Annotated in this window: 20 protein-coding genes and 1 riboswitch; of the genes, 2 read left to right on the top strand and 18 right to left on the bottom strand. The window is 60.3% G+C overall.

What is annotated here, in order from left to right; genetic code table 11:
• Positions 1-10: 10 nt before the first annotated feature.
• The 18 genes from ABLV49_RS06290 to ABLV49_RS06375 form a co-directional block, all read right to left on the bottom strand.
• Complete coding sequence (locus ABLV49_RS06290) at positions 11-445, bottom strand: biopolymer transporter ExbD (RefSeq protein WP_349280781.1); 435 nt, start codon at positions 443-445, stop codon at positions 11-13.
• 18 nt (positions 446-463) lie between these two features.
• Positions 464-1,162, bottom strand: coding sequence for a protein TolQ (tolQ, locus tag ABLV49_RS06295; RefSeq protein ID WP_349280782.1), 699 nt, complete (start codon positions 1,160-1,162; stop codon positions 464-466).
• Between the two features lie 15 nt (positions 1,163-1,177).
• Positions 1,178-1,624, bottom strand: coding sequence for a tol-pal system-associated acyl-CoA thioesterase (locus tag ABLV49_RS06300; protein ID WP_349280783.1), 447 nt, complete (start codon positions 1,622-1,624; stop codon positions 1,178-1,180).
• Positions 1,617-2,813: a pyridoxal phosphate-dependent aminotransferase gene (locus ABLV49_RS06305; RefSeq protein ID WP_349280784.1), complete on the bottom strand. Its 1,197-nt coding sequence runs from the start codon at positions 2,811-2,813 to the stop codon at positions 1,617-1,619. The genes ABLV49_RS06300 and ABLV49_RS06305 overlap by 8 nt, the downstream gene beginning before the upstream one ends.
• A gap of 28 nt (positions 2,814-2,841) precedes the next feature.
• A complete protein-coding gene (gene nusB, locus ABLV49_RS06310) occupies positions 2,842-3,363 on the bottom strand; it encodes a transcription antitermination factor NusB (protein ID WP_349280785.1) in 522 nt (173 codons plus the stop codon).
• Positions 3,364-3,397: 34 nt separating this feature from the next.
• Complete coding sequence (ribH, locus tag ABLV49_RS06315) at positions 3,398-3,862, bottom strand: 6,7-dimethyl-8-ribityllumazine synthase (protein ID WP_349280786.1); 465 nt, start codon at positions 3,860-3,862, stop codon at positions 3,398-3,400.
• A gap of 24 nt (positions 3,863-3,886) precedes the next feature.
• Complete coding sequence (gene ribBA, locus ABLV49_RS06320; protein ID WP_349280787.1) at positions 3,887-4,993, bottom strand: bifunctional 3,4-dihydroxy-2-butanone-4-phosphate synthase/GTP cyclohydrolase II; 1,107 nt, start codon at positions 4,991-4,993, stop codon at positions 3,887-3,889.
• Positions 4,990-5,649, bottom strand: coding sequence for a riboflavin synthase (locus tag ABLV49_RS06325; protein WP_349280788.1), 660 nt, complete (start codon positions 5,647-5,649; stop codon positions 4,990-4,992). Before ABLV49_RS06325 ends, ribBA begins: the two co-directional genes overlap by 4 nt.
• A 101-nt stretch (positions 5,650-5,750) precedes the next feature.
• Positions 5,751-6,839 carry a bifunctional diaminohydroxyphosphoribosylaminopyrimidine deaminase/5-amino-6-(5-phosphoribosylamino)uracil reductase RibD gene (ribD, locus tag ABLV49_RS06330; RefSeq protein ID WP_349280789.1) on the bottom strand — a complete coding sequence of 363 codons (1,089 nt, stop codon included), beginning with the start codon at positions 6,837-6,839 and terminating at the stop codon, positions 5,751-5,753.
• A gap of 56 nt (positions 6,840-6,895) precedes the next feature.
• On the bottom strand, positions 6,896-7,333 hold the full coding sequence (locus tag ABLV49_RS06335) for a type IV pilin protein (RefSeq protein ID WP_349280790.1): 438 nt from the start codon (positions 7,331-7,333) through the stop codon (positions 6,896-6,898).
• A 32-nt stretch (positions 7,334-7,365) separates the two neighbouring features.
• Positions 7,366-10,443 (bottom strand): pilus assembly protein, encoded by a 3,078-nt coding sequence (locus ABLV49_RS06340; RefSeq protein ID WP_349280791.1) that lies wholly within the window; start codon positions 10,441-10,443, stop codon positions 7,366-7,368.
• Positions 10,444-10,748: 305 nt separating this feature from the next.
• Positions 10,749-11,531 (bottom strand): pilus assembly PilX family protein, encoded by a 783-nt coding sequence (locus tag ABLV49_RS06345; protein WP_349280792.1) that lies wholly within the window; start codon positions 11,529-11,531, stop codon positions 10,749-10,751.
• An 8-nt stretch (positions 11,532-11,539) separates the two neighbouring features.
• Positions 11,540-12,379 carry a PilW family protein gene (locus ABLV49_RS06350; protein WP_349280793.1) on the bottom strand — a complete coding sequence of 280 codons (840 nt, stop codon included), beginning with the start codon at positions 12,377-12,379 and terminating at the stop codon, positions 11,540-11,542.
• Positions 12,345-12,848 (bottom strand): type IV pilus modification protein PilV, encoded by a 504-nt coding sequence (gene pilV / locus ABLV49_RS06355; RefSeq protein WP_349280794.1) that lies wholly within the window; start codon positions 12,846-12,848, stop codon positions 12,345-12,347. The genes ABLV49_RS06350 and pilV overlap by 35 nt, the downstream gene beginning before the upstream one ends.
• Positions 12,849-12,898: 50 nt before the next feature.
• Complete coding sequence (locus tag ABLV49_RS06360) at positions 12,899-13,471, bottom strand: GspH/FimT family pseudopilin (RefSeq protein WP_349280795.1); 573 nt, start codon at positions 13,469-13,471, stop codon at positions 12,899-12,901.
• Positions 13,472-13,582: 111 nt separating this feature from the next.
• Positions 13,583-14,032, bottom strand: coding sequence for a transcriptional regulator NrdR (gene nrdR / locus ABLV49_RS06365; RefSeq protein WP_349280796.1), 450 nt, complete (start codon positions 14,030-14,032; stop codon positions 13,583-13,585).
• A 100-nt stretch (positions 14,033-14,132) separates the two neighbouring features.
• Positions 14,133-15,377 (bottom strand): serine hydroxymethyltransferase, encoded by a 1,245-nt coding sequence (gene glyA, locus ABLV49_RS06370; protein WP_349280797.1) that lies wholly within the window; start codon positions 15,375-15,377, stop codon positions 14,133-14,135.
• A 59-nt stretch (positions 15,378-15,436) separates the two neighbouring features.
• Positions 15,437-15,568: riboswitch (ZMP/ZTP riboswitch) on the bottom strand.
• A gap of 37 nt (positions 15,569-15,605) precedes the next feature.
• Positions 15,606-16,526: a lytic transglycosylase domain-containing protein gene (locus tag ABLV49_RS06375; protein WP_349280798.1), complete on the bottom strand. Its 921-nt coding sequence runs from the start codon at positions 16,524-16,526 to the stop codon at positions 15,606-15,608.
• A gap of 764 nt (positions 16,527-17,290) precedes the next feature.
• Here ABLV49_RS06375 and ABLV49_RS06380 point away from each other — a divergent pair.
• Positions 17,291-21,187, top strand: coding sequence for a DUF748 domain-containing protein (locus tag ABLV49_RS06380; RefSeq protein WP_349280799.1), 3,897 nt, complete (start codon positions 17,291-17,293; stop codon positions 21,185-21,187).
• Positions 21,188-21,400: 213 nt separating this feature from the next.
• On the top strand, positions 21,401-24,241 hold the full coding sequence (locus ABLV49_RS06385) for a DUF349 domain-containing protein (RefSeq protein WP_349280800.1): 2,841 nt from the start codon (positions 21,401-21,403) through the stop codon (positions 24,239-24,241).
• Positions 24,242-24,264 lie beyond the last annotated feature (23 nt).

A 24,264-nucleotide genomic window follows, 5' to 3' on the forward strand; every position in this document is an offset into this window, starting at 1 on the left:
GAATCGCCGATTACTTGCTGGTCTGCACAGACAGGCCGACGCGCGACACACCGGCTTTTTGCAGCGTGTCCATCACCCGCACCACGGTTTCGTACTTGATGGACTTGTCGGCGCTGATGACGACCGGCACGGCGTCTGCCTTGTCTCCCTTCACGGCTGGTTCGCGCTCCACGATGTCCTTGGCCAAGTGCTCAATCGTGCTCGGCAAAGCCTCCGTCTTGAGCCTGATCTGAATACGTTCGTCTTTTTGTATCTCAATGAAGATCGGTTTGTTGGCCTGCTTGTCTGCCCGGCCTATCTTCGGCAGGGCAATCATGCTCGGCGTGATCAGCGGCGCCGTCACCATGAAAATGATGAGCAGCACCAGCATGACGTCGATGAATGGCACCATGTTGATTTCACTGATGGTGCGGCGGCCCCGGCCGCGAGAACTGACTGCTGGCATGGTGGCTCCTTGGACGGCTCAGTGACCCGAGGGCGAGGGCGAGTGCGCGCCCAGGTTGCGCTGCAGGATATTGGAGAACTCTTCAATGAAGGTTTCCAGGCGATTGGCGATGCGGTCGATGTCGTGCGCAAAGCGGTTGTAGGCCACCACGGCCGGAATCGCCGCGAACAGGGCAATCGCCGTGGCCACCAGCGCCTCTGCAATGCCGGGCGCCACGGTGGCCAGGGTGACTTGCTCCATCGCCGCCAGTCCGGTAAAGGCATGCATGATGCCCCAGACCGTGCCGAACAGGCCGACGTAGGGCGACACCGAACCGACGGTGGCCAGGAACGACAAATTCGCTTCAATCGCATCCATTTCGCGCTGGTAGCTGGCCCGCATGGCGCGGCGCGCACCGTCCAGCAGGGTGCCGGCGTCGCTGATGTGGCGCTCGCGCAGCTTCTGGTATTCGCGCATGCCGCTGGCAAAAATGCGTTCCATGGAACCCGAGGTCTTGGCATTTTGCGCCGCGCCCGCAAACAAATCGTTCAGGCTGGTGCCCGACCAGAAGCCACGGTCAAACTCGTCGTTGAGCTGCTGGGCACGCTTGAGCGCAACGATTTTCCGGAAAATCGCGGCCCAGCTGGCAATCGAAATGCCGATCAAGAGCGCGACCACGGCCTGGACCACCCAGCTGGCATGGAGAAGGAGACTGACAATGGAGAGGTCTTGGTTCATGTTGAGGCTTTTTTATCAGGTTTTCAGGCTGTCCAGAATGGAAGCGGGTATGCGCCTGGGCTGCAGGCTGGCGCCGTGAACCCAGCCGATGCGTATCGTGCCTTCGCAGAGCAAGGTCGCCGGATGCTCGCCAGGTTGCTCTGTTTTCAATAGCGCCTTGTGCTTGACTATCATGGACGCACGGCCGGTTTCTATCATGCTGGCGGTCACGATCAGCTGATCGTCCAGGCGGGCAGGGCGGTGGTAGCGGATCGCCGTTTCAGTCACTACAAACATGCATCCGGTGCTGTCCTTCAATTGCTGCTGTCCAATGCCCAATGATCTGAGCCATTCGGTGCGCGAGCGTTCAAAAAACTTGAGGTAGTTGGCGTAGAACACGATGCCGCCGGCGTCGGTGTCTTCCCAGTAAACACGCACTGGCCACTGGAATGTGGAGAAGGGTTCGGCCACTTGATCAGCCAAGCACCGACTCCAGCCGTGCCACGGCTTCGTGCAGCTGTGTCATCGAACTGGCGGTGGAGAAACGGACAAACCGCTCCGGCGCGGCATGCCCGAAATCCCGCCCCGGCGTGACGGCCAGATGGGCGCGTTTCATCAACTCAAAGGCAAAGTCCCAACTGCCGCTGACGCCCAGCCGCGCGGCAGCGTTTGTGCAGTCGGCATAGGCGTAGAACGCGCCGTCGGGCATGACCGGCACGTTCAAGCCCAGGCGGTTGAGTTCGGGAATGAAGTAGTCGCGGCGCGCCTTGAACTCCGCGCGCCGGCGTTCGTACTCCAGCAGGCTTTCAGGCTCGAAGCAGGCCAGCGCGGCATGCTGGGCCACGGTGCTGGCGCAGATGAACAGGTTTTGCGCGATTCGCTCGATGACCGGTGTCAGCGCTTCGGGAACGACCAGCCATCCGAGGCGCCAGCCGGTCATGCTGAAGTATTTGCTGAAGCTGTTGATGCTGATGACGCTCTGGCCGAGTTCGCCAGGCAGGGCCAGCGCCGAATGCCCGAAGTGCTCTTCGTAGCTCAGGCCGAGGTAAATCTCGTCAATCAGCGTGATGCCGCCCCGGCTGTGGACGAATTCGTGAATGCTTTGCAGCTCTTCTGGTGCAATCGAGGTGCCGGTCGGGTTGGACGGCGACGCCAGCAGCACGCCGCGCGTCTTGTCGTTCCAGGCGGCAGCCACTTTCTCGCGGGTGAGCTGGAAGCGTTCTTCGGCGGTGGTCGGAATCAGCACCGACGTGCCTTCAGCCGCGCTGACAAAATGCCGGTTGCACGGATAGCTCGGGTCGGGCATCAGGATTTCGTCGCCAGCCTCGATCAGGGCCAGGCAGGCCAGCTGCAGCGCGGCCGATGCGCCCGCCGTGATGACGATGCGGCCGGGCGCAACATCGGCGCCAAACCGCGCGGCATACCAGCCGCTGATGCGTTCGCGCAAGGCCGGCAGGCCCAAGGCCGGGGTGTACTGCGTGTTGCCTTGCGCAATCGCGCGGCTGGCCGCTTGCTGCACCAGCGGTGGCGCGGTGAAGTCAGGCTCGCCGATGTTCAGAAAGATCATCGGCGAGTCGGTATCGGCTACCTGCTGCGCCAGCGCGCTGGCGGCCTTGGCGACCTCCATGACGTAAAACGGTTCAATCCGCTGGGCCCGCTGGGAGATTTTCACGGCAACGCTTTCAGGCAGCCAAGGTGTATCAAGCCTGGCGCGACTGGTCCGCCGCTACTTCCGCCGCGCGCAGCGAAGGCGCCATCTTGTGCAAAACGCCGTTGACGTATTTGTGGCCGTCGGTGCCGCCAAACGCCTTGGCCAGTTCAATGCATTCGTTGATCACGACGCGGTAGGGCACGTCCAGGCAATTCGTGAATTCGTAGGCGCCAATCCACAAGATGGCGTGTTCCACCGGGGAAATCTCGGCCATTTTTCGGTCAAGCAAGGGAGTGATATTTTCATCGAGTGCTTTTTCCGATTCGATGCAGCCGTGCAGCAAGGCATCGTAATGGGCCGAATCCGCCTTGTGGAAACCCACCAGGTCGCGGGTAAAGGCGTCGATCGAGTCGGCTTCGTTCTGCCCGACCAGATGCTGGTACAGGGCCTGCAATGCAAACTCGCGCGCGCGGGTGCGGGCCGATTTGTCGGCTGCCTTTTTCACGCCGGTATCGGTCAGGCCGGTGCGGATTTGCGGGGGACGTTTGGTTTTGATGAAGGGTTCAGCCATGAAGCTCCGTTTGAATTTTGTTTGAATGGAATGTTCAGGCAAGCGTGTAAAGCAGGTTTGCCATCTCGACGGCAACGCGCGCCGCGTCGCGGCCTTTTTCTTCCTGGCGCGCCTGGGCTTGCGCCAGGTTTTCGACCGTCAGAATCGCGTTGGCAATCGGCAACTGGTAGTCCAGCGCCAGGCGCGTCACGGCCGAGCCGCTTTCGTTCGCGACCAGTTCGAAATGGTAGGTTTCGCCGCGAATGATGCAGCCCAGGGCAATCAGCGCATCGAAGTTTTCGCTTTCCGCCAGGGCCTGCAGCGCGCACGGTACTTCGAGGGCGCCAGGCACCTTGAGATGCGTGATGTTTTTTGCATCCACGCCCAGGGTCGCGAGTTCCCGCAGGCAGGCTTCGGCCAAGGCGTTGGTGATGCCTTCGTTGAAGCGCGCCTGCACGATGCCGATGGATAGTTTCTTGCCGTCGAGCTGGTCGGACCAGCCTTTGTCTGCATCAAACACGATGAGATTCCTTTGGTGAATGGTTCAGTTCTTGCCGATGTAGCCGACGATCTCCAGGCCATAGCCGGTCATGCTGGGCATGCGGCGCGGGTTGCCCATGAGGTGCATTTTTTGTACGCCGCATTCACGCAGAATCTGCGCGCCCACGCCGTAGGTGCGCAAGTCCATGCGGCCGCGCTCGGGCGCCTGGGCGGCTCTGGCCGTGCCTTCAAACTGCGCCAGCAGTTGCGCCGCGCTTTCGCCGCAGTTCAGCAGCACCACCACGCCCCGGCCTTCGGTTTGCATATGCTTGAGGCTTTCGTCCAGGCTCCATGAATGCATGGTGCGGCCGGTTTCCAGCAGGTCCAGCACCGACAGCGGCTCGTGCACACGCACGGCCACGGTGTCGTCTGCGGTCCACTCGCCCTTGACCAGCGCCAGATGCAGTTCGTGGCTGATTTTGTCCTTGAAGGCGTGGGCGGTGAATTCGCCAAAAGCGGTCTGAAGGGTGCGGCTGCCCATCTTTTCGAGCAGCGACTCGTTGCGGCTGCGGTGTTCGATCAGGTCGGCAATGGTGCCGATTTTCAGGCCATGCTCGGCCGCAAACACCTGCAAGTCCGGCAAACGGGCCATGGTGCCGTCGTCGTTCATGATTTCGCAAATCACCGCTGCCGGCGAGCAGCCGGCCATTGCTGCCAGGTCGCAGCCCGCTTCGGTATGGCCGGCGCGTATCAAGACGCCGCCGTCAACCGCCTGCAGCGGAAAGATGTGGCCGGGCTGCACCAGGTCGCTGACCTTGGCATTTTTGGCCACGGCGGCCTGCACCGTGCGCGAGCGGTCAGCGGCCGAAATGCCGGTGGTCACGCCCTCGGCCGCTTCAATCGACACCGTGAAAGCGGTGGAATACTGCGCGCCGTTGCGCGCCGCCATGGGCGGGAGCTTGAGCAGCTCGCAGCGCTCGCGCGTCAGCGTCAGGCAGATCAGGCCACGGCCAAAGCGCGCCATGAAGTTGATGGCTTCGGGCGTCACATGGTCGGCGGCCAGCACCAGGTCGCCTTCGTTTTCGCGGTCTTCTTCGTCAACCAGAATGACCATGCGGCCGGCGCGCATGTCGGCCACGATGTCTTCAACAGGGGAAATCAGAGGGGTCATTGGGCAGTGGGTTGTTTGATGGGAGAGTCTTGAAGCATGCGCTCGACATAGCGTGCAATCAGGTCGATTTCCAGGTTCACCTGGGAGCCTTGAGCCAGTTGGCCAAGCGCCGTGTTCTGAACGGTGTGGGGAATGAGGTTAATGCTGATCTCGCAGCCCGGCGCCTGGCTGGCATCACCCGCCAGGTCAACGACCCGGTTCACCGTCAGGCTCACGCCGTTGACCGTGATGGAGCCTTTGTAGGCTAGGTATTTGCCCAGCGCTTGCGGCGCAAGGATGCGAAGTTCCCAGCTTTCACCCACCTCGTCGAAATGCGTGACGCTGCCGATGCCATCGACATGGCCGGAGACGATATGACCGCCGAGGCGGTCATGGGCGCGCAGTGCTTTTTCGAGGTTGATGATGCCAGGCTGGTCCAGGCCGCAGGTTTTGTCCAGCGATTCGGCGGAGATATCGATGGTGAAGCGGTTGCTGGCAGGGTCCAGCGACGTGGCGGTCATGCAGGCGCCGTTGAGCGCAATGCTGTCGCCTAGCTCCACGTCATCGAGATAACCCGCAGGTGTTTCGACAGTGAGTCGCTTGCCATGATGTGAAGAGCTGCCTTGGCTATGGATGGCGATGATGCGCCCCATGCCGGTGATGATTCCGGTAAACATCTGGCTATTTTCGCAGGGAAATGAGGCAGAACGCGCAGGAGGGCGGTTAAAGGCGTGAAAAGGCGGTCAGATCGCTGTGGACCACGCTGACGCGAAGAGGCCTAGAACCGGTCCCGTCCAGCGACGCGGGCAACTATCCGCAAGTCGGCGCCGACCCTGTCGGTGGATTGAAACTGCAATTCAACCGCGTCAGAAAGTGCCTGCAATGGCCCGAACGACGCCATGCCCAGGCCTGGCCCGAGCAGCTTGGGTGCCAGGTAAAGCAGAAATTCATCGACCAGTCCGGCGCGGATCAGCGAGCCATTGAGCTTGCTGCCGGCTTCGACATGCAACTCGTTGATTTCGCGGCGGCCCAAGTCTTGAATCATGGCGGCCAAATCTACTTTGCCGTTGGCATCGGGCAGATAAATAACGGTCGCCCCTTGTGCTTCCAGGGCTTCCTTTTTTGCTTCATTTTGGACTGCGGCGTAGATGTAGAGGGTTCGGCCAGCCATGAAAAGATGAGCATCGAGCGGTGTCTCCAGCCGGCTGTCCACGACGACCAGGTGCGGTTGTCGCGGCGTGCTGACCAGCCGCACATCCAGGCGCGGATTGTCTTGCAGCACGGTGCCGATGCCCGTTAGCACGGCGCAGGCGCGCGCGCGCCAAGCATGGCCGTCGGCGCGGGCTTCGGCCGAGGTGATCCACTGGCTCTGGCCATTGGCGAGCGCCGTCGTGCCATCCAGCGACGCCGCCATTTTCATGCGCACCCAAGGGGTCTTACGGATCATGCGGCTGAAAAAACCGATATTGAGTTCGCGGGATTCGGCTGCGCCGGTGCCGACTTCGACTTCAATGCCGGCTGCGCGCAAGCGCTCGAAGCCTTGGCCGGCAACCAGGGGATTGGGGTCGGCGATGGAAGCCACGACTCTTTTGATGCCCGCCGCGATGAGTGCATCGCAGCAAGGGCCGGTGCGGCCATGGTGGGAGCAGGGTTCGAGAGTGACGTAGGCGGTGGCGCCTTTGACTGAATGACCTTGAGCGGCTGCGTCGCGCAGGGCCATGATTTCAGCATGGGGGGCGCCTGCGCGCTGGGTATGGCCCTGACCCAGCAACATTCCGTCGGGGGTGGTAAGGATGCAGCCGACGCGGGGGTTGGGAGATGTGGTATATAAAACAGAATGCGCCTTCAGCAGGGCACGTTCAATCATGCTAAGCATTTTTACCTAGGACAAGGGATGGGGATTGCGTCGTATCGGCACAGTGCCTATCGTCCCCAGCAATCTGCAGGGGTGGTGCCAGCACTGTTGTTAAGAATCGTGCGCCGGTTGGCCTGGTCAATCCTAAAGTCACCACAAATATCACTTGCCTGACCCGTACCTGTGGCTCTTGTGGCAGTGAATGTGTAGGTACTGGCTGTTGAAACAGTTGCCGCCACGGTGTATCGCCCGCCTTCCACCGTCAGAATACCGCTCGGTATGTTCGTGCCTGTCGGGTAGGAGCCCGTGGAAGTCGCTGCACGCTCCATCCACTGTCCGGCCTGAATCAAAGTGTTCCGGGCATTGGCGCGGTGACTGCGTTGGATGTATTCGTTGTAGCTTGGAAGCGCCACAGCCGCCAGGATTCCAATGATCGCAACAGTGATCATCAATTCGATCAACGTAAACCCTGCAGACCGCAACCGGAAAGTAGAGATTTTTTTCATCGTGAAGTATGAAGAGTAGTGACACGCTGACATCACTGAATTTCACGCCAGTTGGCTCTTAAGCCAATGTATTTGTCTGGATTGAGATCTCGGGGATCGCAACTCTGTCCAGCGGGACAAACTTTCAATATTTTGACTTTATCATCGGTTCGGATGAGCCAGTTATCTGAGCCTGAACCGGCATTACTCTCTAGGGTGGTTATATTCACATTTGATGTTGTCGTACTTGTCAGTGTAAATGCTGGTAACACAGAAGGTTTTCCGGTAAACATGTTCAGTATGCTCAAAAAGCTTCTCTCGTCGGTGCCCACAGGTGTACAGGTTTCGGCTGTACTGGTAGTGCCTCCTGATTTTGGAACCGTACTCTGGACCAGTATTTTTTGACCTGTAAATGCTTTGCTGTTATGCAGAACTCGTTGACCGGCATTTGACCAATTGAGATACCAGCCCCGAGCAGGAGTACTTCCGCCATAGTTCACCGTATTGCTGGAAGAGGTGTAGTAAGTCGTTCCCGCATCCGTTATCGTGCCCGTGATCGTTTGCTGCACCAGGGTGCTTGGCAGGCTCGTACTGCTGACGGTATTAATTGTCGTGCTGTCGGTGAGGGTCAAGGGGCCACCAGCTACGCTAGAAAACGTGCTGTTGTCATAGAGTGCATACATGCTGTCTGTGCCTGTGGTTGTCTGGTCCGCCAACGTCAGGTTTTGGCCTGTACCTACGGCAAGCATGATGCCCCCTTGTGGGTGCTGCATCCAGTAGGGGGCCGTGGTGATCGGTTGCGTCACTGTCGCGCTCGGCTTTGCAACAAAGAATGGCTGCCCTGAGAATGCCACGCTCCAGTTTGAGTCGGTTGCACTGGTCAGGTTGAACTTCCAGACGTTTCCTTTTAAATCCCCAGCGTAGGCAACATCCACCATGCCGTCGCTGTTCAGGTCAATCAGCTGTGGGCTGGACAAGCCGTTGCCGCCTTTAAAGCTGCAGGCTGCAGAAGTAGGCAGGCTGCAGGGAGAAAGCTTTTTGATTGACTTGTCGCCATCTAAATACTGTATGAGTAAAACCGGTGCTTCGTTGGTACTGTTATATCCGTTGCCCATGACCACTGCCCAGCGGCCTCCGTTCATCTTGACTATCTGGCGTGATTTTCCGGCAATGACATCATCAACGACGGGCGGGGATGTGATGTTCCCAATGTCTGCATCTGAAGTTGCCGTGGTGTCAGTCATGACCAGGCTGGCCGCATTGGCCGCAGTGAATTGAGCCGGATCTGTGACGTCAAGCACGAAATAGCCCTTTCCACCCGCCCCCAAGCTGCCAACCAGTACCGTTGTCCACGCTGGCGTACTGCCAATAAAGGCATCACCCGTGAATGGCGAGCCATCTACAAAATACTGATGGCTGTACGAGGGGTCTGTAAGCTTTCGCAGATCACCTTGCGCTATTCCCTGGGGAATATAAGCCAGCAGTTCCTTGCCGCCGACATGCGTAGGCGATGCATCGTTGGGCCAGTTGGAAGCCGCGAAACCATGCAGCATGCCGTCATTGGCCCCAAGGTACACCATCGGCGTGCGTCCACCCTTGCCGCCAGTTGCTGTTGCTGATCTGAAGGTGGCGTAGTTATTCACGGTATAGGCGCTGGCAGGTTTACCGGTATACCAAATATTGGAATTAACGATATCACCCAGGCGTGAGTTCCGGTCACGAAACACGCCATTGGTCTGCGTGGCTTCCATGCTGCGGTCCCCGCGGATATAGTTCACCCGGTTTTGTCCTTGCGTGTCCACGGTTCCACTGCTGTTGGTGTTGAGGGGCACCTTTTGCAAACTGGGCAGGCTGCTCCAGGTTGTCCAGGAAAGGCCGGTGTTGCCGCTGCCGCTGTCGCCGTAGGACAGCACCAAACGGTTACTCACTGAAAAACCGGTGGCATCAAGCAACGCGGCCGCGTTCCATGTTTCAGTGGCACTGATGGCGCTGGTTGTGCTGTCGATAGGGCGCGCTACCAATGAACCTGACCATTTTTCGGCGTCGTAACCGGCTATGTAGGCATGTAAGCCGGAACGCAGAGAACTAGAGTTTGCTGCAATCGATACAAGCGGCTGTGAGGTGTCGAGCAAAATCTGATTAATGATTTCTGAAAATGCAGAACTTAACGCTGCTGAATCAGTAGCAGGTGTAAATCGACCCCTGCCATTAATGGCCATATGCCAGAGTTCCTGTCTTCTGGCTGTTGTGGCGGTGTCCGGTATGGGATTACCCCAGCCGCTAGTTGCCGGAGTTCCAAATGTTATTCCCTGTACAAGCTTTGCATAATCTCCCCCAGACCAGGTTGTGCCGCTAGCACCGCCCCACCAGGGATGACTGGTAGCACCACTAGTGGGCAATGACGCACCGCCACTAAAACCAATGGTATAGGTGACCAAATGCTGCCAGTTGGCAGGATCGTTTTTTGGATTCCAGTATTGTTCAAGCAGATAAGGCGCTGCCGATGTGCCGAAGTTCACCGTTCCGGGTTGCCGGAGCGTAGCTTGTACTTCATTGGGAATGGAGGGTTGGAGGTCTGTGGCCCAATAGTCAAACACAAAGTCTGAAACGGTGTTGACCGCACCCACTCCATAGGCGTCACGGTAAATACGCGTCTGGGTATTGGCGGCATCCACATCGTACAAGACACCATCGGGCAGGGTGCGGTTAGTCCCGTCGGCATTCCCGGCAGTTCCGGGGTCGTTGCCATAACTGCTCTCGGAATTCCATTCACCGTCTGTCATGAAGATGAGAAAGGACTTGCGGCAACTCAGTAACGGTGTTTCCTGTACTCCAGGGATCTTGGCATAAGGATTCCAGAGACCCGTGGTTTTCATGTATTCGCCCGCATTCTTGATCATCATGTGCGAGGGCGTGTTGCTATCGGCTTGCAAGCTGTTTACCCAAGTGTTGAAGTTGGCTCTATGCGTTCCGCCAAATGAAGACATGCGGTTGTCTGGGCAGGCTGCACCGTAGTTTTTGTAGGGCGCGCTCGAAAACCCCCGGCAACGCCACATAGCCTGAAAAGCCAGGCGGATTCTGTCGTCTGGCACTGCCGTGGTGGCAAATGCGTTGTTCAGCGCAGATTTCAAGGCTGCTATGCCCGTCGTTCCCATGCTGCCTGAGTCATCCACTGAAACGATGATGTTGGGTGCAGGCTGACGCCCCCCGTTACCTGCGGGGTACTGCGATAGTGTCAGTGGTGCGGCACTACTAGACGCCGAGGCAGCCAGAAGAATGCAAGCCAGGCCCACGGCTGTTATCCGGAACTGGTTCGGCCATGCCAGGGCCAGGGCTGCGCGAGAATCATCGCGCATGCAAGCTCTGGCTCGCTGTTGAAGGCCTGGGCTTGAAAGCTGAGTAGTCATGTTGTTTTTACCGATCAGGTTTGCAGGGGTCATTGACCTTGACTCAAGGGATAGGGGACAAAGATCGACTTGATCACTACCCGGGTTCCCAACTTCATGCCTCGGGCAACGGCCGTAATGCGATAGACAATACTGGAGGCGGGTTCAGGAATGAGATTGCTGGCGCTATGCGCGCCGCTGTTTATGACTTCGCTATAGCGAAAGGCTTCTACCCAATACCAAGCCTGCGCAGTATTGTTGGAAAGGATTGGATTGCCAGCCACACCTGGGGCCGTCAGTGCATTGCGTGTGTACTGGCCATAGGTGGCACCTAGCGGCGCCATATTGACCAAATCATTTTCAATGTTGTTCAGAGTCGCTATGCTTAATGGCACACAGATTCCCTGCATACAACGCAAAGTGGCTGAATTTGCTGTAACGATGTCGCTCACCGTGTCGAAGTCTTCGCTGTTCCGTGGGAACCAGGGGGTATTGGCCACTGCCTGGTTCCGGCAACCCGCATAGCCTGCTTCAGTAACCATGCTGGTCGTGCTGGTTGGCGGGTTGGGCCGGCAAGGGAAGCCGCGGGTACCGTCCGTCTGAACCGTTGTGTAGGGCGGCCTGCGGCCCCGAATATCCATTTCAGCGTCCCGAATTAACGCCTCTGCCGCAGCATGGGCTCGGTTGTAGTCGCTGGTATTGCCGAGCATGGCTTCGTTTAAATTGGCAACCCGGAAAGCACCGAGTACAGAGATCAGACTCAACAGCAGTAACACCAGAACGGTGATCAACGAAATGCCGCGCTGGCGGCGGGAGATGGACAAGTTACGCATAGGTTGCCTCATAGCAAGGCATTACGCAGGCTGAAGGTGCGCTGGAAAACGCGACGAAGCAGACCGTCGTTGGTAATGGTCTGGTTACGGCAACCTCTGGTAACCAGACCGGGCTGTGGATTGCCTTTGTTGTCACCAACCAGTTGCAGGCAAATTGCAACGGCCTGGATGTTGGTCCAGTCAACAATCTGGTCGGCACGGTAAAACTGGTACTGGGGCGCACCTGCTCCGTTAAGCGTTTGCACTCCATAGGTGACCTGAAAGTCTTCCACGCCATCGGCAATGGGTTGCGGTGGGGCAGCCGAGGCACCTTGGCACATCAAGTTGCCATTTAATACATAGAACTGATTGTCTACTCGCGCCACTGTAGTGGTTCTGATACCAAGGCAGTCCAGCACGACGCCGTCGTCTTCGTAGCTCACGCGCAACGTGTCCGGCGCATTGCTGGCGCCGTCCAGGCCGTGAATGGCGAAGATCTGACCTGCGGTCGCGCCAGTTACTGCCGGGTCGAAGCCTGTGAATGCCGCGCTGAAAATCATTCTGGCAGGATCGGCGGTGCCTTGCAGTTCAATTGCGCCGGCCTGGGAGATGTGAAAACCGATGTTGCGAAACACGATGTCTGTCTTTTGTTGCAAATGCGCACCGTCGCTGACAACGGTTGAGCTGATTTGGGTATAGACCAAGCTGCCTACGGCGGCGATGACAACCAACAAGCCGATAGTCAAGCCCACCATCAGTTCCAGCAGCGAAAACCCCTGCTGATAGCGTCGGAGAATGAATGACGGTGCTTGGCGAGGCGAGAGGGTTGGGTGTTTAAGGTTGCACATAGACAAGATGGCAAATGGCATTGGCAGGGCAATCGATCCCATTGGCCGCAGCCGTTACGGCGAAAGGTGCGTTGTACTTGACGCTGTCACCATCAGCGGCGCTGCTTTCATTGGCGGACCAGGCAATGGCAATGCCAATTTGGCGCGCATCATTGGGCGACTGAAAAACGCGGGCATTGCCTGACGGCAGCACATTCAAGGCTGTGCGCCACAGGTTAAGGTCGGACTGCGCCAATTGCGCGCCGGTGCATACGTTGGTGGTGCAGTTTTGTACCGCAGGAGTTGCGCCCCAAGCCAGAGAATAACTGTTTGCAATGGCCGCATCGCGGTTCAAAAGCATGCGGTTGGTGAGGTCGTCGATCAGGCCGATTGCCGTGGCGCGGTGATTGGCCGTTCGTGATTCAACCAGCAGGCGCGTCTGCACGCCAGCCAACCCCATGACGCCCAGCGCCAGAACCACAAGAGCCACCAGTGCTTCAATCAGGCTCAACCCGTATTGGCCTTTCCTAGCGGGGGCGACTGATTTAATTGGCGAATTGTTCAAGGGCATGCAACCTGATCGGGTAAATATCGTATTCTTCCGCCACTACTCATGCAGATAGTTGTTGTGGCTGCGCCTGAAACTCCTCCCGGAGGCGTCAAAACAAAGCTATTCCCTCCTGCCGCCTGTCCCCATTTGTTGATCACTATCCGTACTCCTACCGGACCAGCGTGGTTAATTCCATAGGAGGCAGGGACTGTGCTTGTTTGAATGACAGGCTCATTGGTGGGTGCACCGGTGTCATCGACGCCATTCAAGTTTGTATCCACAACGGCCTGCCAGCCGCAACCCCAATCGTTGGTGTCCAGCAAGGTCACGCCACAGCCTGTCGTACGAACCAGAATGATGGGAAAGCCGCGCCTGATGGCTTCTGATCGAGCCCACTGAATTGATCCAATCAGGTCATCGCGGATGGCATTGACCTGGTAGCGTCGAATGGCCTCGGAAAAACTGGGTGCCGCAAGTGCCGCCAAAATTCCCAAAATAGCCAGGCTCACCAACACTTCGACCAAAGTGAAGCCTGAATGCTTAGGCAAGCTTAAGAGGCTTTTCCTTTTACGGCTAAATTTCATAGACCTTAAGTCTAGGCAATAAAAAGAAAGAAAACGAGTCGAACTGATGAGTGATGTCAGGAAGCAGACAAACGGTAAATTTTGTGAAAAATATATAGAAAATGGGGGAAGTTACCGCCCTACCTCGTCCACCAGCGTCTTGAACTCGTCAATATCCTCAAAGCTCCGGTACACGCTGGCAAAGCGGATGTAGGCGATCTTGTCGAGCTTTTTCAGCTCCAGCATGACCAGCTCGCCCAGGCGGCTCGAAGCCACCTCGCGCAGTCCGAGGTTCAGCAGCTTTTCTTCAATCTGCTCGACGGCCGCATCGATCTGCGCGGTGCTGACCGGGCGCTTGCGCAGGGCCAGCCTCATTGAGCCGAGGATCTTGCTGCGCTGGTAGTCGGTGCGGCGGCCGTCCTTCTTGACGATGGACGGAAAGCTGACGTCGGGCCGCTCGTAGGTGGTGAAGCGTTTTTCACACGCGCCGCACTGGCGGCGGCGGCGTATGAATTCGGCGTCTTCGGAAATCCGGGTTTCGACGACCTGGGTTTCAAGGTGACCGCAAAAAGGACATTTCATGAGTCCTCCTGGCAATTTTTCAAGCGTTTCAGGGCGTTTGCGCAATAGGCATGGGCGCAAGCAGCTATCAAATAAATAGCTGCTGCGCCCTTCATGGCGTTCAGCCGTAAACCGGGAAGCGGCTGGTCAATGCGTGAACCTTGGCGCGAACCGCCTCGATGTTGGCGGCATCGCGCGGATTGTCCAGCACATCGGCCACCAGGTTGGCGGTCATGCGTGCTTCCTCGTCGCCAAAGCCGCGCGTGGTCATGGCAGGGGTGCCAATGCGCACGCCGCTGGTAACCATCGGCTTTTCCGGGTCGTTTGGAATCGCATTTTTGTTGATGGTCATGTGGGCGCTGCCCAGCACGGCTTCGGCTTCCTTGCCGGTGATGCCCTTGGCGCGTAAATCGACCAGCATGACGTGGCTTTCAGTGCGGCCGCTGACGATGCGCAGGCCGCGCTGGGTCAGCGTTTCAGCAACGATCTGCGCATTCTTCAGGACTTGCTGCTGGTAAATCTTGAATTCTGGCGACAGCGCTTCCTTGAAGGCGATGGCTTTAGCGGCAATCACATGCATCAGCGGGCCGCCCTGCAGGCCGGGGAAGATGGCGCTGTTGATGATTTTTTCGTGCTGCGCCTTCATCAGGATGATGCCGCCGCGCGGGCCGCGCAGGCTCTTGTGGGTGGTCGAGGTCACGATGTCGGCGTGCGGCACCGGGTTGGGGTAAATGCCGGCGGCAATCAGGCCGGCGTAATGCGCCATATCAACCATGAAAATCGCGCCGACGTCCTTGGCCACCTTGGCAAAGCGTTCAAAATCAATCGCCAGCGAGTAGGCGCTGGCGCCGGCAATGATCAGCTTGGGTTTGGTTTCGTGCGCCTTGCGCTCCATCGCTTCGTAGTCGATCTCTTCCTTGTCATTGAGACCGTAGGAAACGACGTTGAACCATTTGCCGCTCATGTTGAGCGCCATGCCGTGCGTCAGGTGGCCGCCTTCGGCCAGGCTCATGCCCATGATGGTGTCGCCGGGCTTGAGGAAGGCAAGGAACACGGCTTCGTTGGCGGATGCGCCGCAATGCGGCTGGACGTTGGCTGCATCGGCACCAAAGATCTGCTTGACGCGGTCGATGGCGAGTTGCTCGGCCACATCGACATGTTCGCAGCCGCCGTAGTAGCGGCGGCCGGGGTAGCCTTCGGCGTATTTGTTGGTGAGTTGCGAGCCTTGCGCGGCCATGACGGCGGGCGAGGCATAGTTTTCGCTGGCGATCAGCTCGATGTGGTGCTCTTGGCGGGCGTTTTCAGCCTGGATGGCGGCAAAGATTTCGGGGTCGGTCTGTTCGATGAGAATATTGCGGTGGTACATGGCAGTCCTTCAAGACTTTGGTTCCTTGTCCTTTGGCTCAATTGCAGAGCAAAGGAAGCAAGGGCTGCCCAGGCGAACGGCTGAACGCTTTTTGGCCAGATGACCTCAAACGGTGCGCTTCCCCGTGGTGTCCCACGTCGGCATTCAGGGCGGTGAAACCATGAAGCCTATCGCCAGTCGCGCACCGCGCTAGTGTAGCGTAGGGTGCCTGGCCGCAAGCTCAGCCGATCAGGACTGACCCAGCAAGGCCACTTTTTCTGCTGGCTTCTCGTTCGACTCCTGCCTGGCCGAAGCGTTGGCCGGCAATGACACCGGAATAGGGCGCGAAGGTGCTGGAGAGGCATACTGCCGCGATGTGGGCGGGCGCTTGCCGCCGACCACGGCCAGCAGGCGGGCATGCTCGGCCATGACCTTGCCGGCATAGCCGCCATCGCTTTCGAGGTTGGCTGCGCCAACATAGTATTTCAGCCCGCCTTCGACGGAGCCGGCGCGGCTGATGCATTCCTGCAGCACCTTGACGCCAACGCGCAGGTTCGCCATCGGGTCAAAGGCCGCCAGCTTGCCGCCCACCTTGGCGTATTTGTCGTGATGGACTTGCGTCATCACCTGCATCAGGCCTTGCGCGCCCACCGGGCTCTGGGCAAACGGATTGAAACCCGATTCAATCGCCATGATGGCTAGGATCAGCGTCGGGTCGAGCTTGACCTTGTAGCCGATCTCAAAGGCTTCTGCGACCAGGGCGCCCACGGGTTCGAGCGCCACCGAATATTTCTTGCTGATCCACGAGGCCACCGCGGCCTGCTGGGTGGACAGTGCCTTGGGCTTGGGGGCGGCAGCGGGTTCAACCGGAACCGGCTCCTTGAGCACGGCGACTTGCGGGGTAACCAGGGTAACCGGGGTAACCACTGGAGCGCGGCGCTCCTGCAGCCACGCCATGAGCCTGACTTCGCCCGCGTCACGCAGGTCGGGCCGGGCCATCAAGGTGACCACGGCAAACACGACAGCCAGGCCCAGAAGGGCAAAGCTGCTGTGGGTGATAACGAAAAATCCCCGGGCAATATCGTCCGCGACCGTGGCCAGGCCGCTGCGTACACTTTTCAGATGTGCCTTGATGTTGAAGTCAAGACGGTTATTTACTAGCGCTGTCATTAGCACTCCTTTCTTTGCATGCAAACCTTGTAAGGCTGCGCAGGCTTTGATTGGGTCGCCATAAAACCAGGCAGATGCCTGCTGGTTGTTGACCCTCGATGAGGCTGCCTGGATGGGCAGCGAGTTCGGGTAAGCCCCTGTTCTTGAGGGGGGCTTGGGGCATTCTAGTGGGCGCTTTAATAACCTGTCAATAATAAGAAATCAATTTGATATATCAAAATTCGTTTAAAAACCTCTTTTTTTCACTGAAAAAGGACTAATTTCACGGTTGTGGTTGTTTCTTTTCAAAGCTTGCTTTAAGTAACATTTGAAGTAGGGATCATCAAAGTGCTTGGGGATGGCGCTTGATCTTCACGGTCTGCTTGTGCTGAATGCGTGCTTTGCTGAGGTATTTGCAGTGCCGCACAGAGTCCAAAAGGAGGTAAAGAAAACACCAATCGCCCTGTGAATCGTGATTGAAAAATTAGGCTTGTCGGTATGAGGTACCCGGTTTAATCTGCAGTTGTCCGAGTTTTCGGACATCAACCGGGTAACCAGTCCCGGTAAAAAACGGAAGCAATCACTTGCTTCCAACGCACTGTGAGACGATTCATCTCTCCTTTTGCGAAGCCCGATGGCATGGGCCTTATGCCCGCCATCAACCCCGGTCAGTCCTGCTGACCGGGGTTTTTCATTTCCGGTCACCGTAAACCCTCCAAAAACAAGGCATTGACCTTTGGCGCCGGGTATTAAAAACTCGGCACCTAGGTCTGTCTGGCAATGCAATGAATCACAACAAGTGGCCGCTTCGTGGAAAAACCGTTTTGGCTGGTGCTGGCGCCGTGCTTCGCTCGCCCCGGTGGCATCGCCGCGTGCTCTGGGCGGTCGGCGCCTGGCTGCTGCTCTGGGCGCTGGCTTATGCCGCCGTGCCCTTCATCCTGAAGTCGCAACTGGAGAAGATCGGCGCTGAAAAACTGGGCCGCCGCGTCAGCGTGGGGGCGGTGGATTTCAAGCCCTGGTCGCTGGAATTGACGATCAATGACCTGGCCATCGCCAAGGCCCAGCCAGCCGCGCTCCAGCCGCCTGCCGCCCCGGCATCTCCGCAGCTGAAAGTCAGGCGTATCTATATAGATGCGGAGCTGGCGTCCCTGCTGCGGCTGGCGCCCGTGGCCGATGCCCTGGTGGTCGAGGAGCCGGTGGCTTCGCTCACCTACCTCGGCCAGGGGCGCTATGACATTGACGACATCCTGGCGCGGCTAAAAAACCCTGAAGCGCAGCCTGCCGGCGAGGCGCCGCATTTCTCGCTTTACAACCTGGTGCTGAGCGGCGGCCAGCTGGACTTCGTGGATCAATCCGTTCACAAGACGCATGCCCTGCGCGAGTTGCACCTGGCGGTTCCGTTTTTAAGCAACCTGCCTTCGCAGCGAGAGATCAAGACCGCGCCGCACCTGGCCTTTACCCTCAATGGCAGCCGTTTTGACACGGCTGCCGTCGCCACGCCCTTTGCCAGCAACCATAAAACCGACGCCGCCTTCGCGCTGCGCGGCCTTGACCTGCAGCCCTACCTGGCGTACTGGCCCGCCAGCTTGCCTTTCAGGCTGCAAAGCGCCGTGCTGCATGCCGATGTCAAGGTGGCGTTCGAGCAGACAGCGGCGCCGGTCGTCAGGATTTACGGCAGCGTCACGGCCGACAAGGTGCGGCTGCTGCAGGCGAGTGGACCCGATGCCGCGCCGGGCGCCGGCGCTGAACTGCTGGCGTTTGACCGCCTGCACCTCACGCTGGACGATGTGCGGCCGCTGGAGCAGGTGGTCAAGCTGTCTGCGGTCGAACTGACCGCGCCCACGCTGTCCATCACGCGCGACCGGGCAGGGCGGTTGAACCTGCTTCCGGCCGATGCGCAAGGCGCTACAAAAAACATAGCTATCAGTGCAGGTTCTGCAAGCGCAAAAGGCCAAAATGATATAAAAAATCAAGCTGTGGCGTCAGCTATTCCGTGGAAAGTGCAGGTTGCCAGGGTGGACGTGCGGGGCGGCACGCTGAACTGGCGCGATGAAACCCTGCCATCGCCAGCCCAGATCCGGCTCAAGGATCTGGTGCTGAACGCCTCGGCGATTGCCTATCCGTTTGCGGCCAGCGCACCCCTGCAGTTCAACGGCTCGCTGGGGCTGGACCCGTCGGCCCTGAATGTGCCTGCGTCGGGCAAGGCCGTGGCGAAATCGCCTGCGCCAGTGACGGCGCCTGCTGCGGCGCTGGTCACCTTCAAGGGATCGGCCACCGACCAGGCGGCCGATATCACAGCCACTGTTGCCGCCTGGCCGCTCAACATGGCCGCGAAATATGTCGGCCAGTTTTTGCTGCCGGCGCTCAATGGCCAGCTCGATGCCCAACTCGGCGTGAAGTGGCAGGCCGCCACGGCCGGCCAGCCGCAGGCCTTGCGCATCACCGCGCCCGCCATCGCGGTCAGCGATGTGCAGTTGGCGCAAGGCGCCACTTCGCTGGTGTCGATTCAGCGCGCGGAACTGGCGCAGGTGGAGATTGACCTGCCGGGCCAGTCCTTCAAGGCCGCCCACATGCAGCTCAGCCAGCCCCGGGCAAGGGTGGAGCGCGATGCCGGCAAGCGCTGGATGTACGAACGCTGGCTGGTGAGCCACGGCCAGGCCGCGCCGCCCGCCGCCGCAAAAACCGGGACCGGCGCGCCGTCGTGGGCGGTCGCCATCAACGACGTGCTGCTGGACGGCGGCACGGTGTCGTTTTCCGACAAGGCCGGCGCCAAGCCTGTGGCTTTTGAAGTCACGGCGGCCACGGCCCGGCTGGGCGGCCTGGTGCTGGAGGACAGCCCGGCCGGCAAGGCGCAGGCTGCCCAGCCCATGCCTCTGTCGGCCTCGCTGCGACTGGCCACGGGCCGGTCCCAGCCCGGCAAGCTGGACTTCAAGGGCAGCCTGGCCCTGGCGCCGCTGCAGGCCAAGGGCCAGCTGGCCGTCGAGCGGCTGCCGGTGCAGGCCTTCGAGCCTTATTTTGCCGGTGCGGTCAATATCGAACTGCTGCGCGCCGACGCCAGCTTCAAGGGCCGGGTGTCCTACCGCCAGACCGCCGCCGGCCCGCAGGCCGAGGTGGCCGGCGACGTGGCGCTGGAGCAGTTCAGGGCCAACACGCTGGCGCCCGCCGAAGACCTGCTGGCCTGGAAAGCGCTGAATGTGCGCGGCCTGAAAGTGGCGCTGGAGCCCGGCAAGGCAACGCGGGTGGACGTGAAGGAAACCGTGCTGAGCGACTTTTTTGCCCGCGTGATCGTCATGCCCGACGGCCGCATCAACCTGCAGGACTTGGTGAAACCGGCTGCGCCCGCTTCCGCCGCCAATCAGGATGCTACGAAAAAAGTAGCTGCTGACGACCGCCAGGAAAGCGCAAAAGGCATAAAAGACCTGAAAAATCCAGCCGTGGCCGTGGTGGTGCCGCCAGCCAGCCCGCCGCCCATCGTCAATGTGGGTCCGATCAGCCTGATCAACGGCCAGGTCCGGTTTTCGGACCGCTTCATCAAGCCCAACTACTCGGCCGACCTGAGCGAGCTGACCGGCAAGCTCAGCGCGTTTTCGTCCGTGGCGGCAAGCACGCCTGCTGGCCCGGCGGCAGCGCCCGCCATGGCCGACCTGGAACTGCGCGGCAAGGCCGAGGGCACGGCGTCGCTCGAAATCCTGGGCAAGCTCAACCCGCTGGTCACGCCGCTGGCGCTGGACATCACCGGCAAGGTGCGCGACCTGGAACTGCCGCCGCTGTCGCCCTATGCCGTCAAGTATTCCGGCTACGGCATCGAACGCGGCAAGATGAGCGTCGATGTGAACTACGTGGTGCTGCCCGACGGCCGCCTTACCGCCCGCAACAAGCTGGTGCTCAACCAGCTCAGTTTCGGCGACAAGGTGGCGGGCTCGACGGCCAGTCTGCCGGTCAAGCTGGCAGTTGCCCTGCTGGCCGACCGCAACGGCGTGATCGACCTTGATTTGCCCATCAGCGGCTCGCTCAATGATCCGCAGTTCAGCCTGGGGCCGGTCATCGTCAAGGTGATTTTGAACGTCATCGTCAAGGCCATCACCGCGCCGTTCAGCCTGCTGGCCCATGCGCTGGGCGGCGGTGGCGACGAGCTGGGCCGGGTCGATTTTGCCGCCGGCAGCGCGCAGCTGTCGCCCGATGCCCGGGCCGGGCTCGACAAGGTGGCGAAAGCGCTGGCCGAGCGTCCCGCGCTGATGCTCACGGTGGCCGGCACCAGCAGCCTGGACGCCGAGCGCGATGGTTTCCAGCGCGAGCAGCTGGCCGAGAGGGTGCGCGCCGAAAAGCGCCGCCAGATGGCCCGGGAAGGTCTGGCGCTATCGCCCGAGACAAGCGTCAGTCCGGACGAATACCCGGCGCTGCTCAAGGCGGTTTACAAGCAGTCCGAGCTGCCCAAGCCGCGCAACCTGATCGGCCTCGTCAAGGACCAGCCGGTCGGCGAGATGGAAAAACTGCTGCTGGCCGGGATTCCGGCCAGCCCCGAAGCCCTGCACGAACTGGCGGTGAAGCGCGCCATAACCGTCAAGGATTACCTGGTTTCCAAGGGGCTGCCGCCCGCGCGGCTGTTCCTCGGGGCGGCCAAGGCCGTGCCGCCAGAGGCCAAATCAACCCCGCATGCTGAACTTAATTTGGCAATGCCGTAAAAACAGCGAAAATAAGCGGATTGCTTTAATTTTTAAAGCTGTAGGTATTCAGGCCTTGCAAGCCATGACCCGAATTCCTCCGCTGACAGACCTTCCAGTTCTTCGCCCCCGTGATTGTTTACCAAGTGCCGGCAGGCACGCCGGTCCGGGGCTTCGAATGCTGGGTGCAGGTGCTGTCTCTGGCTGCTTTTTTTTCCGAAACGATTTTTAACTATGCTGCGCTCTTTCTTGTCCAAATCCTCCAAAGCCGAACCCACGCCAGCCGCTGCCGTGAAAACCAGCGTCGCCAAAAGTGCTGAAGCCCATCCGCTGGACGGCCTGACGGGCGGCGCTTTTTCAGCGGCCACCTCGGGCGAGCGGGCTTCCCGCATCCGCCAGTGGCTGACCACCGAACCCACGCCCGAGCAGATGGCCGAAGTCTATAAAGACCTGGCCAACCGCGACAAGGGCGCGGCCAAGCCATTGAAGGAAAAGCTTGACGAAGTCAAGCGCAGCAAGGGCCAGGAAATCATCGCCGCCGAATGGGCCGAAAAAGCCAAGTCGCTGCTGGCCCTGCCCAAGCTCAACCTGGCCGATGCCCTGGCCTGGCAGCGCGATGCCGCCAAGGCCGGCGCGCCGCTGTCCAAGGAGCCGCTGGCCGGCCTGAAAGTGCAGCTGGCCGAGCGCGTCAAGACGATTGAAGACCTGCAGCACCGCACCCAGGTGCAGCGCGAGGCCGCCGTGCTGATCGCCCAGCGCATCGAAGTGCTGTCGATCAAGCCCTGGCGCGATGCCGAGGCCGTGCTCGACACGCTGCGCGCCGACGTGGCGCACTGGCAGGCCCAGGCCGACGAACTCGCGCAGGATGCCAACTGGGCCAGCGTCGATGGCAAGTTCCCGCCGCTGCTTGACGCTTCGCGCGGCCAGTTGCTGGCCGTCTGGGATGCATTCCAGGGCGCGCTCGCCCTGACGGTGAAAGCCGCCGAAGATGCTGCCGCGCCGCTGCCCGCCGTGCCGGTCTGGGCCGACGAGTTGCGCGCCGCGCGCGGCCTGCCCACGTCAAAAGCCGAAGCCCAGGCGACTGCCGATGGCAGCCAGCCCGCGCGTGCGCCCAAGGCCAAGATGGACCCGGCCGCGCTGAATGACCTGCGCGCCAAATCCTCCGCCATCGTGCAGGAAGCGCTGGCCCGGCTGGAGCATGAAGTCACCGAAGGCCACGGTAAATCGACGCCCAAGGTCGCCGCCGACCTGCGCCACGCGTTGAAGGAAAACATCCGCAACATCGACAGCAAGCTCGAAGCTGCCGCGCACGCCGCGCTGACCGCCGCCGGCGAACTCGAAGGCTGGCAGCGCTGGCGTGCCGACCAGATTCGCGAAGAACTGGTCGTCAAGGCCGAAGGGCTTCTCGCCAAGCCGCTGGGCGGGCGCAAGCAGCAAGACGCCCTGCGCAACATGCGCGAACAGTGGAAAACCAGCGACCAGGGCGGCACGCCCAACCACGCGCTGTGGAAGCGTTTTGACGACGCCTGCAACGAAGCGCATAAGGTCGTCGAAGCCTGGCTCGAAAAGGTCAAGGAACAGGCCGAAGCCCACAAGGCCCAGCGCCAGGCGCTGATCGACGAAGTGCTGGCCTGGGCCGAAGCCCACAAGGACAACACCGACTGGAAGCACCATATCCGCAGCCTGAACGGCTTTGTCGATAAATGGCGCGAAGCCGGCCATCTGGGCGAAAAAGCCTTTGCCGAAATCCAGCCGGTCTGGAAAGCCGCCATGGACCTGGCCGATGCCGGTCTGACCGCCGCTAGAAGCGCCAGCCTAGCCCGCCGCCGCGCCATGATCGAGGAAGCGCAAGTATTGGGCGCCGAGCCGCAGTTGCGCATTGATGCCGTCAAGTCGCTGCAGCAGCGCTGGCAGCATGAAGCGCAAAGCGTGCCGATTGAGCGCAAGCAGGAGCAAAAGCTCTGGGACGCCTTCCGCAAGCCGATTGACGACGCCTTCCAGCGCAAGACCGTCGAGCGCGAAAAAGCCGCCGCCGCGCTGGGCGAGCATGACCGTTACGTGCTGGAAGCCGCCAAGGCCGTCGAGCTAGCTACCGCCAGCGGCGATGCGCAAAAAATCCATGCCGCTGCCAAAGCGCTCGAAGCCGCCGTGCGCGGACAGGTGCAGGCCGCCGCCGACGCCAAGACCGCCGCTGACGCCGTGCCAGCAGCTTCTATTTCTGAAGGAAATCAGGCTTCCGCGCAGGATGCATCAGCGCAGGCTGCTACGGAAAGCGTAGCGCTCGATGCCGACGGCAACCCAACGCCTGAAGCGCTGGAAGCCGAATTCGCCGAATCCGCGCAGCCCGCCAGCGAGCCGGCAGAGCCCGCCACGCCGCCCAAGCCCGCCGCCAAGCCCATCGTCGCCATGCGCGGCGATGACCGTCCCGGCGCACGCCGGGCCGAGCCTGTCGCCGCTGGCCGTGGCGGCAAGTTCGGCGACCGCAAGGACGCGCGTCCGGGCGGCAAGCCCAGCGGCCCGCGCCAGAGCACCGACAACAAGTTCGAGCCTTACCGCCCCGAGCGCGAAGGCCGTCCTGAGCGTTTCAGCGAGCGTCCGGCGTTTGAAGAGCGCGGTCCGCGCCTGGGCGATGCCGCTTTCCGCGCCCAGCGCGAAGCTTTTGAAGCCGCCAACCACGCGCTGAAAAAGCTCGCCATGCAGGCCCACGGCGAAGTGCTGACCAACCTGCTGACTGCCTGGGAACAGCGCGACCCCGAGCAGCTGCCTGCCGCACAGGAACTGGGCAAGCTGGTCGCGCCCGCAGTGCGCAGCAGCTGGGTCAAGGCGCTGGGCGCACCGGCTGAAAAGGACGCCTCCGAAGCGCTCTTGCGCCTGGAGATGGCCGCCGAGCTGCCGACGCCCGCCGAGCACATCAGCGCGCGCCGCATGCTGCAATTGCAATTGCTGACCAAGCGCAATGCGCCAACGCCCGCCGAGACCTGGGGCGAAGACGCCGCCAAAGTGCTGGCTGCCGAATTTGACGGCGCCAACGCCCGGCGCCTGCAAAACGTGCTGAAGGCGCTGCTCAAACGCTGAACGGCCCGGTCGGGTGACGGGTT

Origin of the sequence: Polaromonas hydrogenivorans (assembly GCF_040105105.1) — a bacterium.
Taxonomy (GTDB): Bacteria; Pseudomonadota; Gammaproteobacteria; order Burkholderiales; family Burkholderiaceae_C; genus Polaromonas; species Polaromonas hydrogenivorans.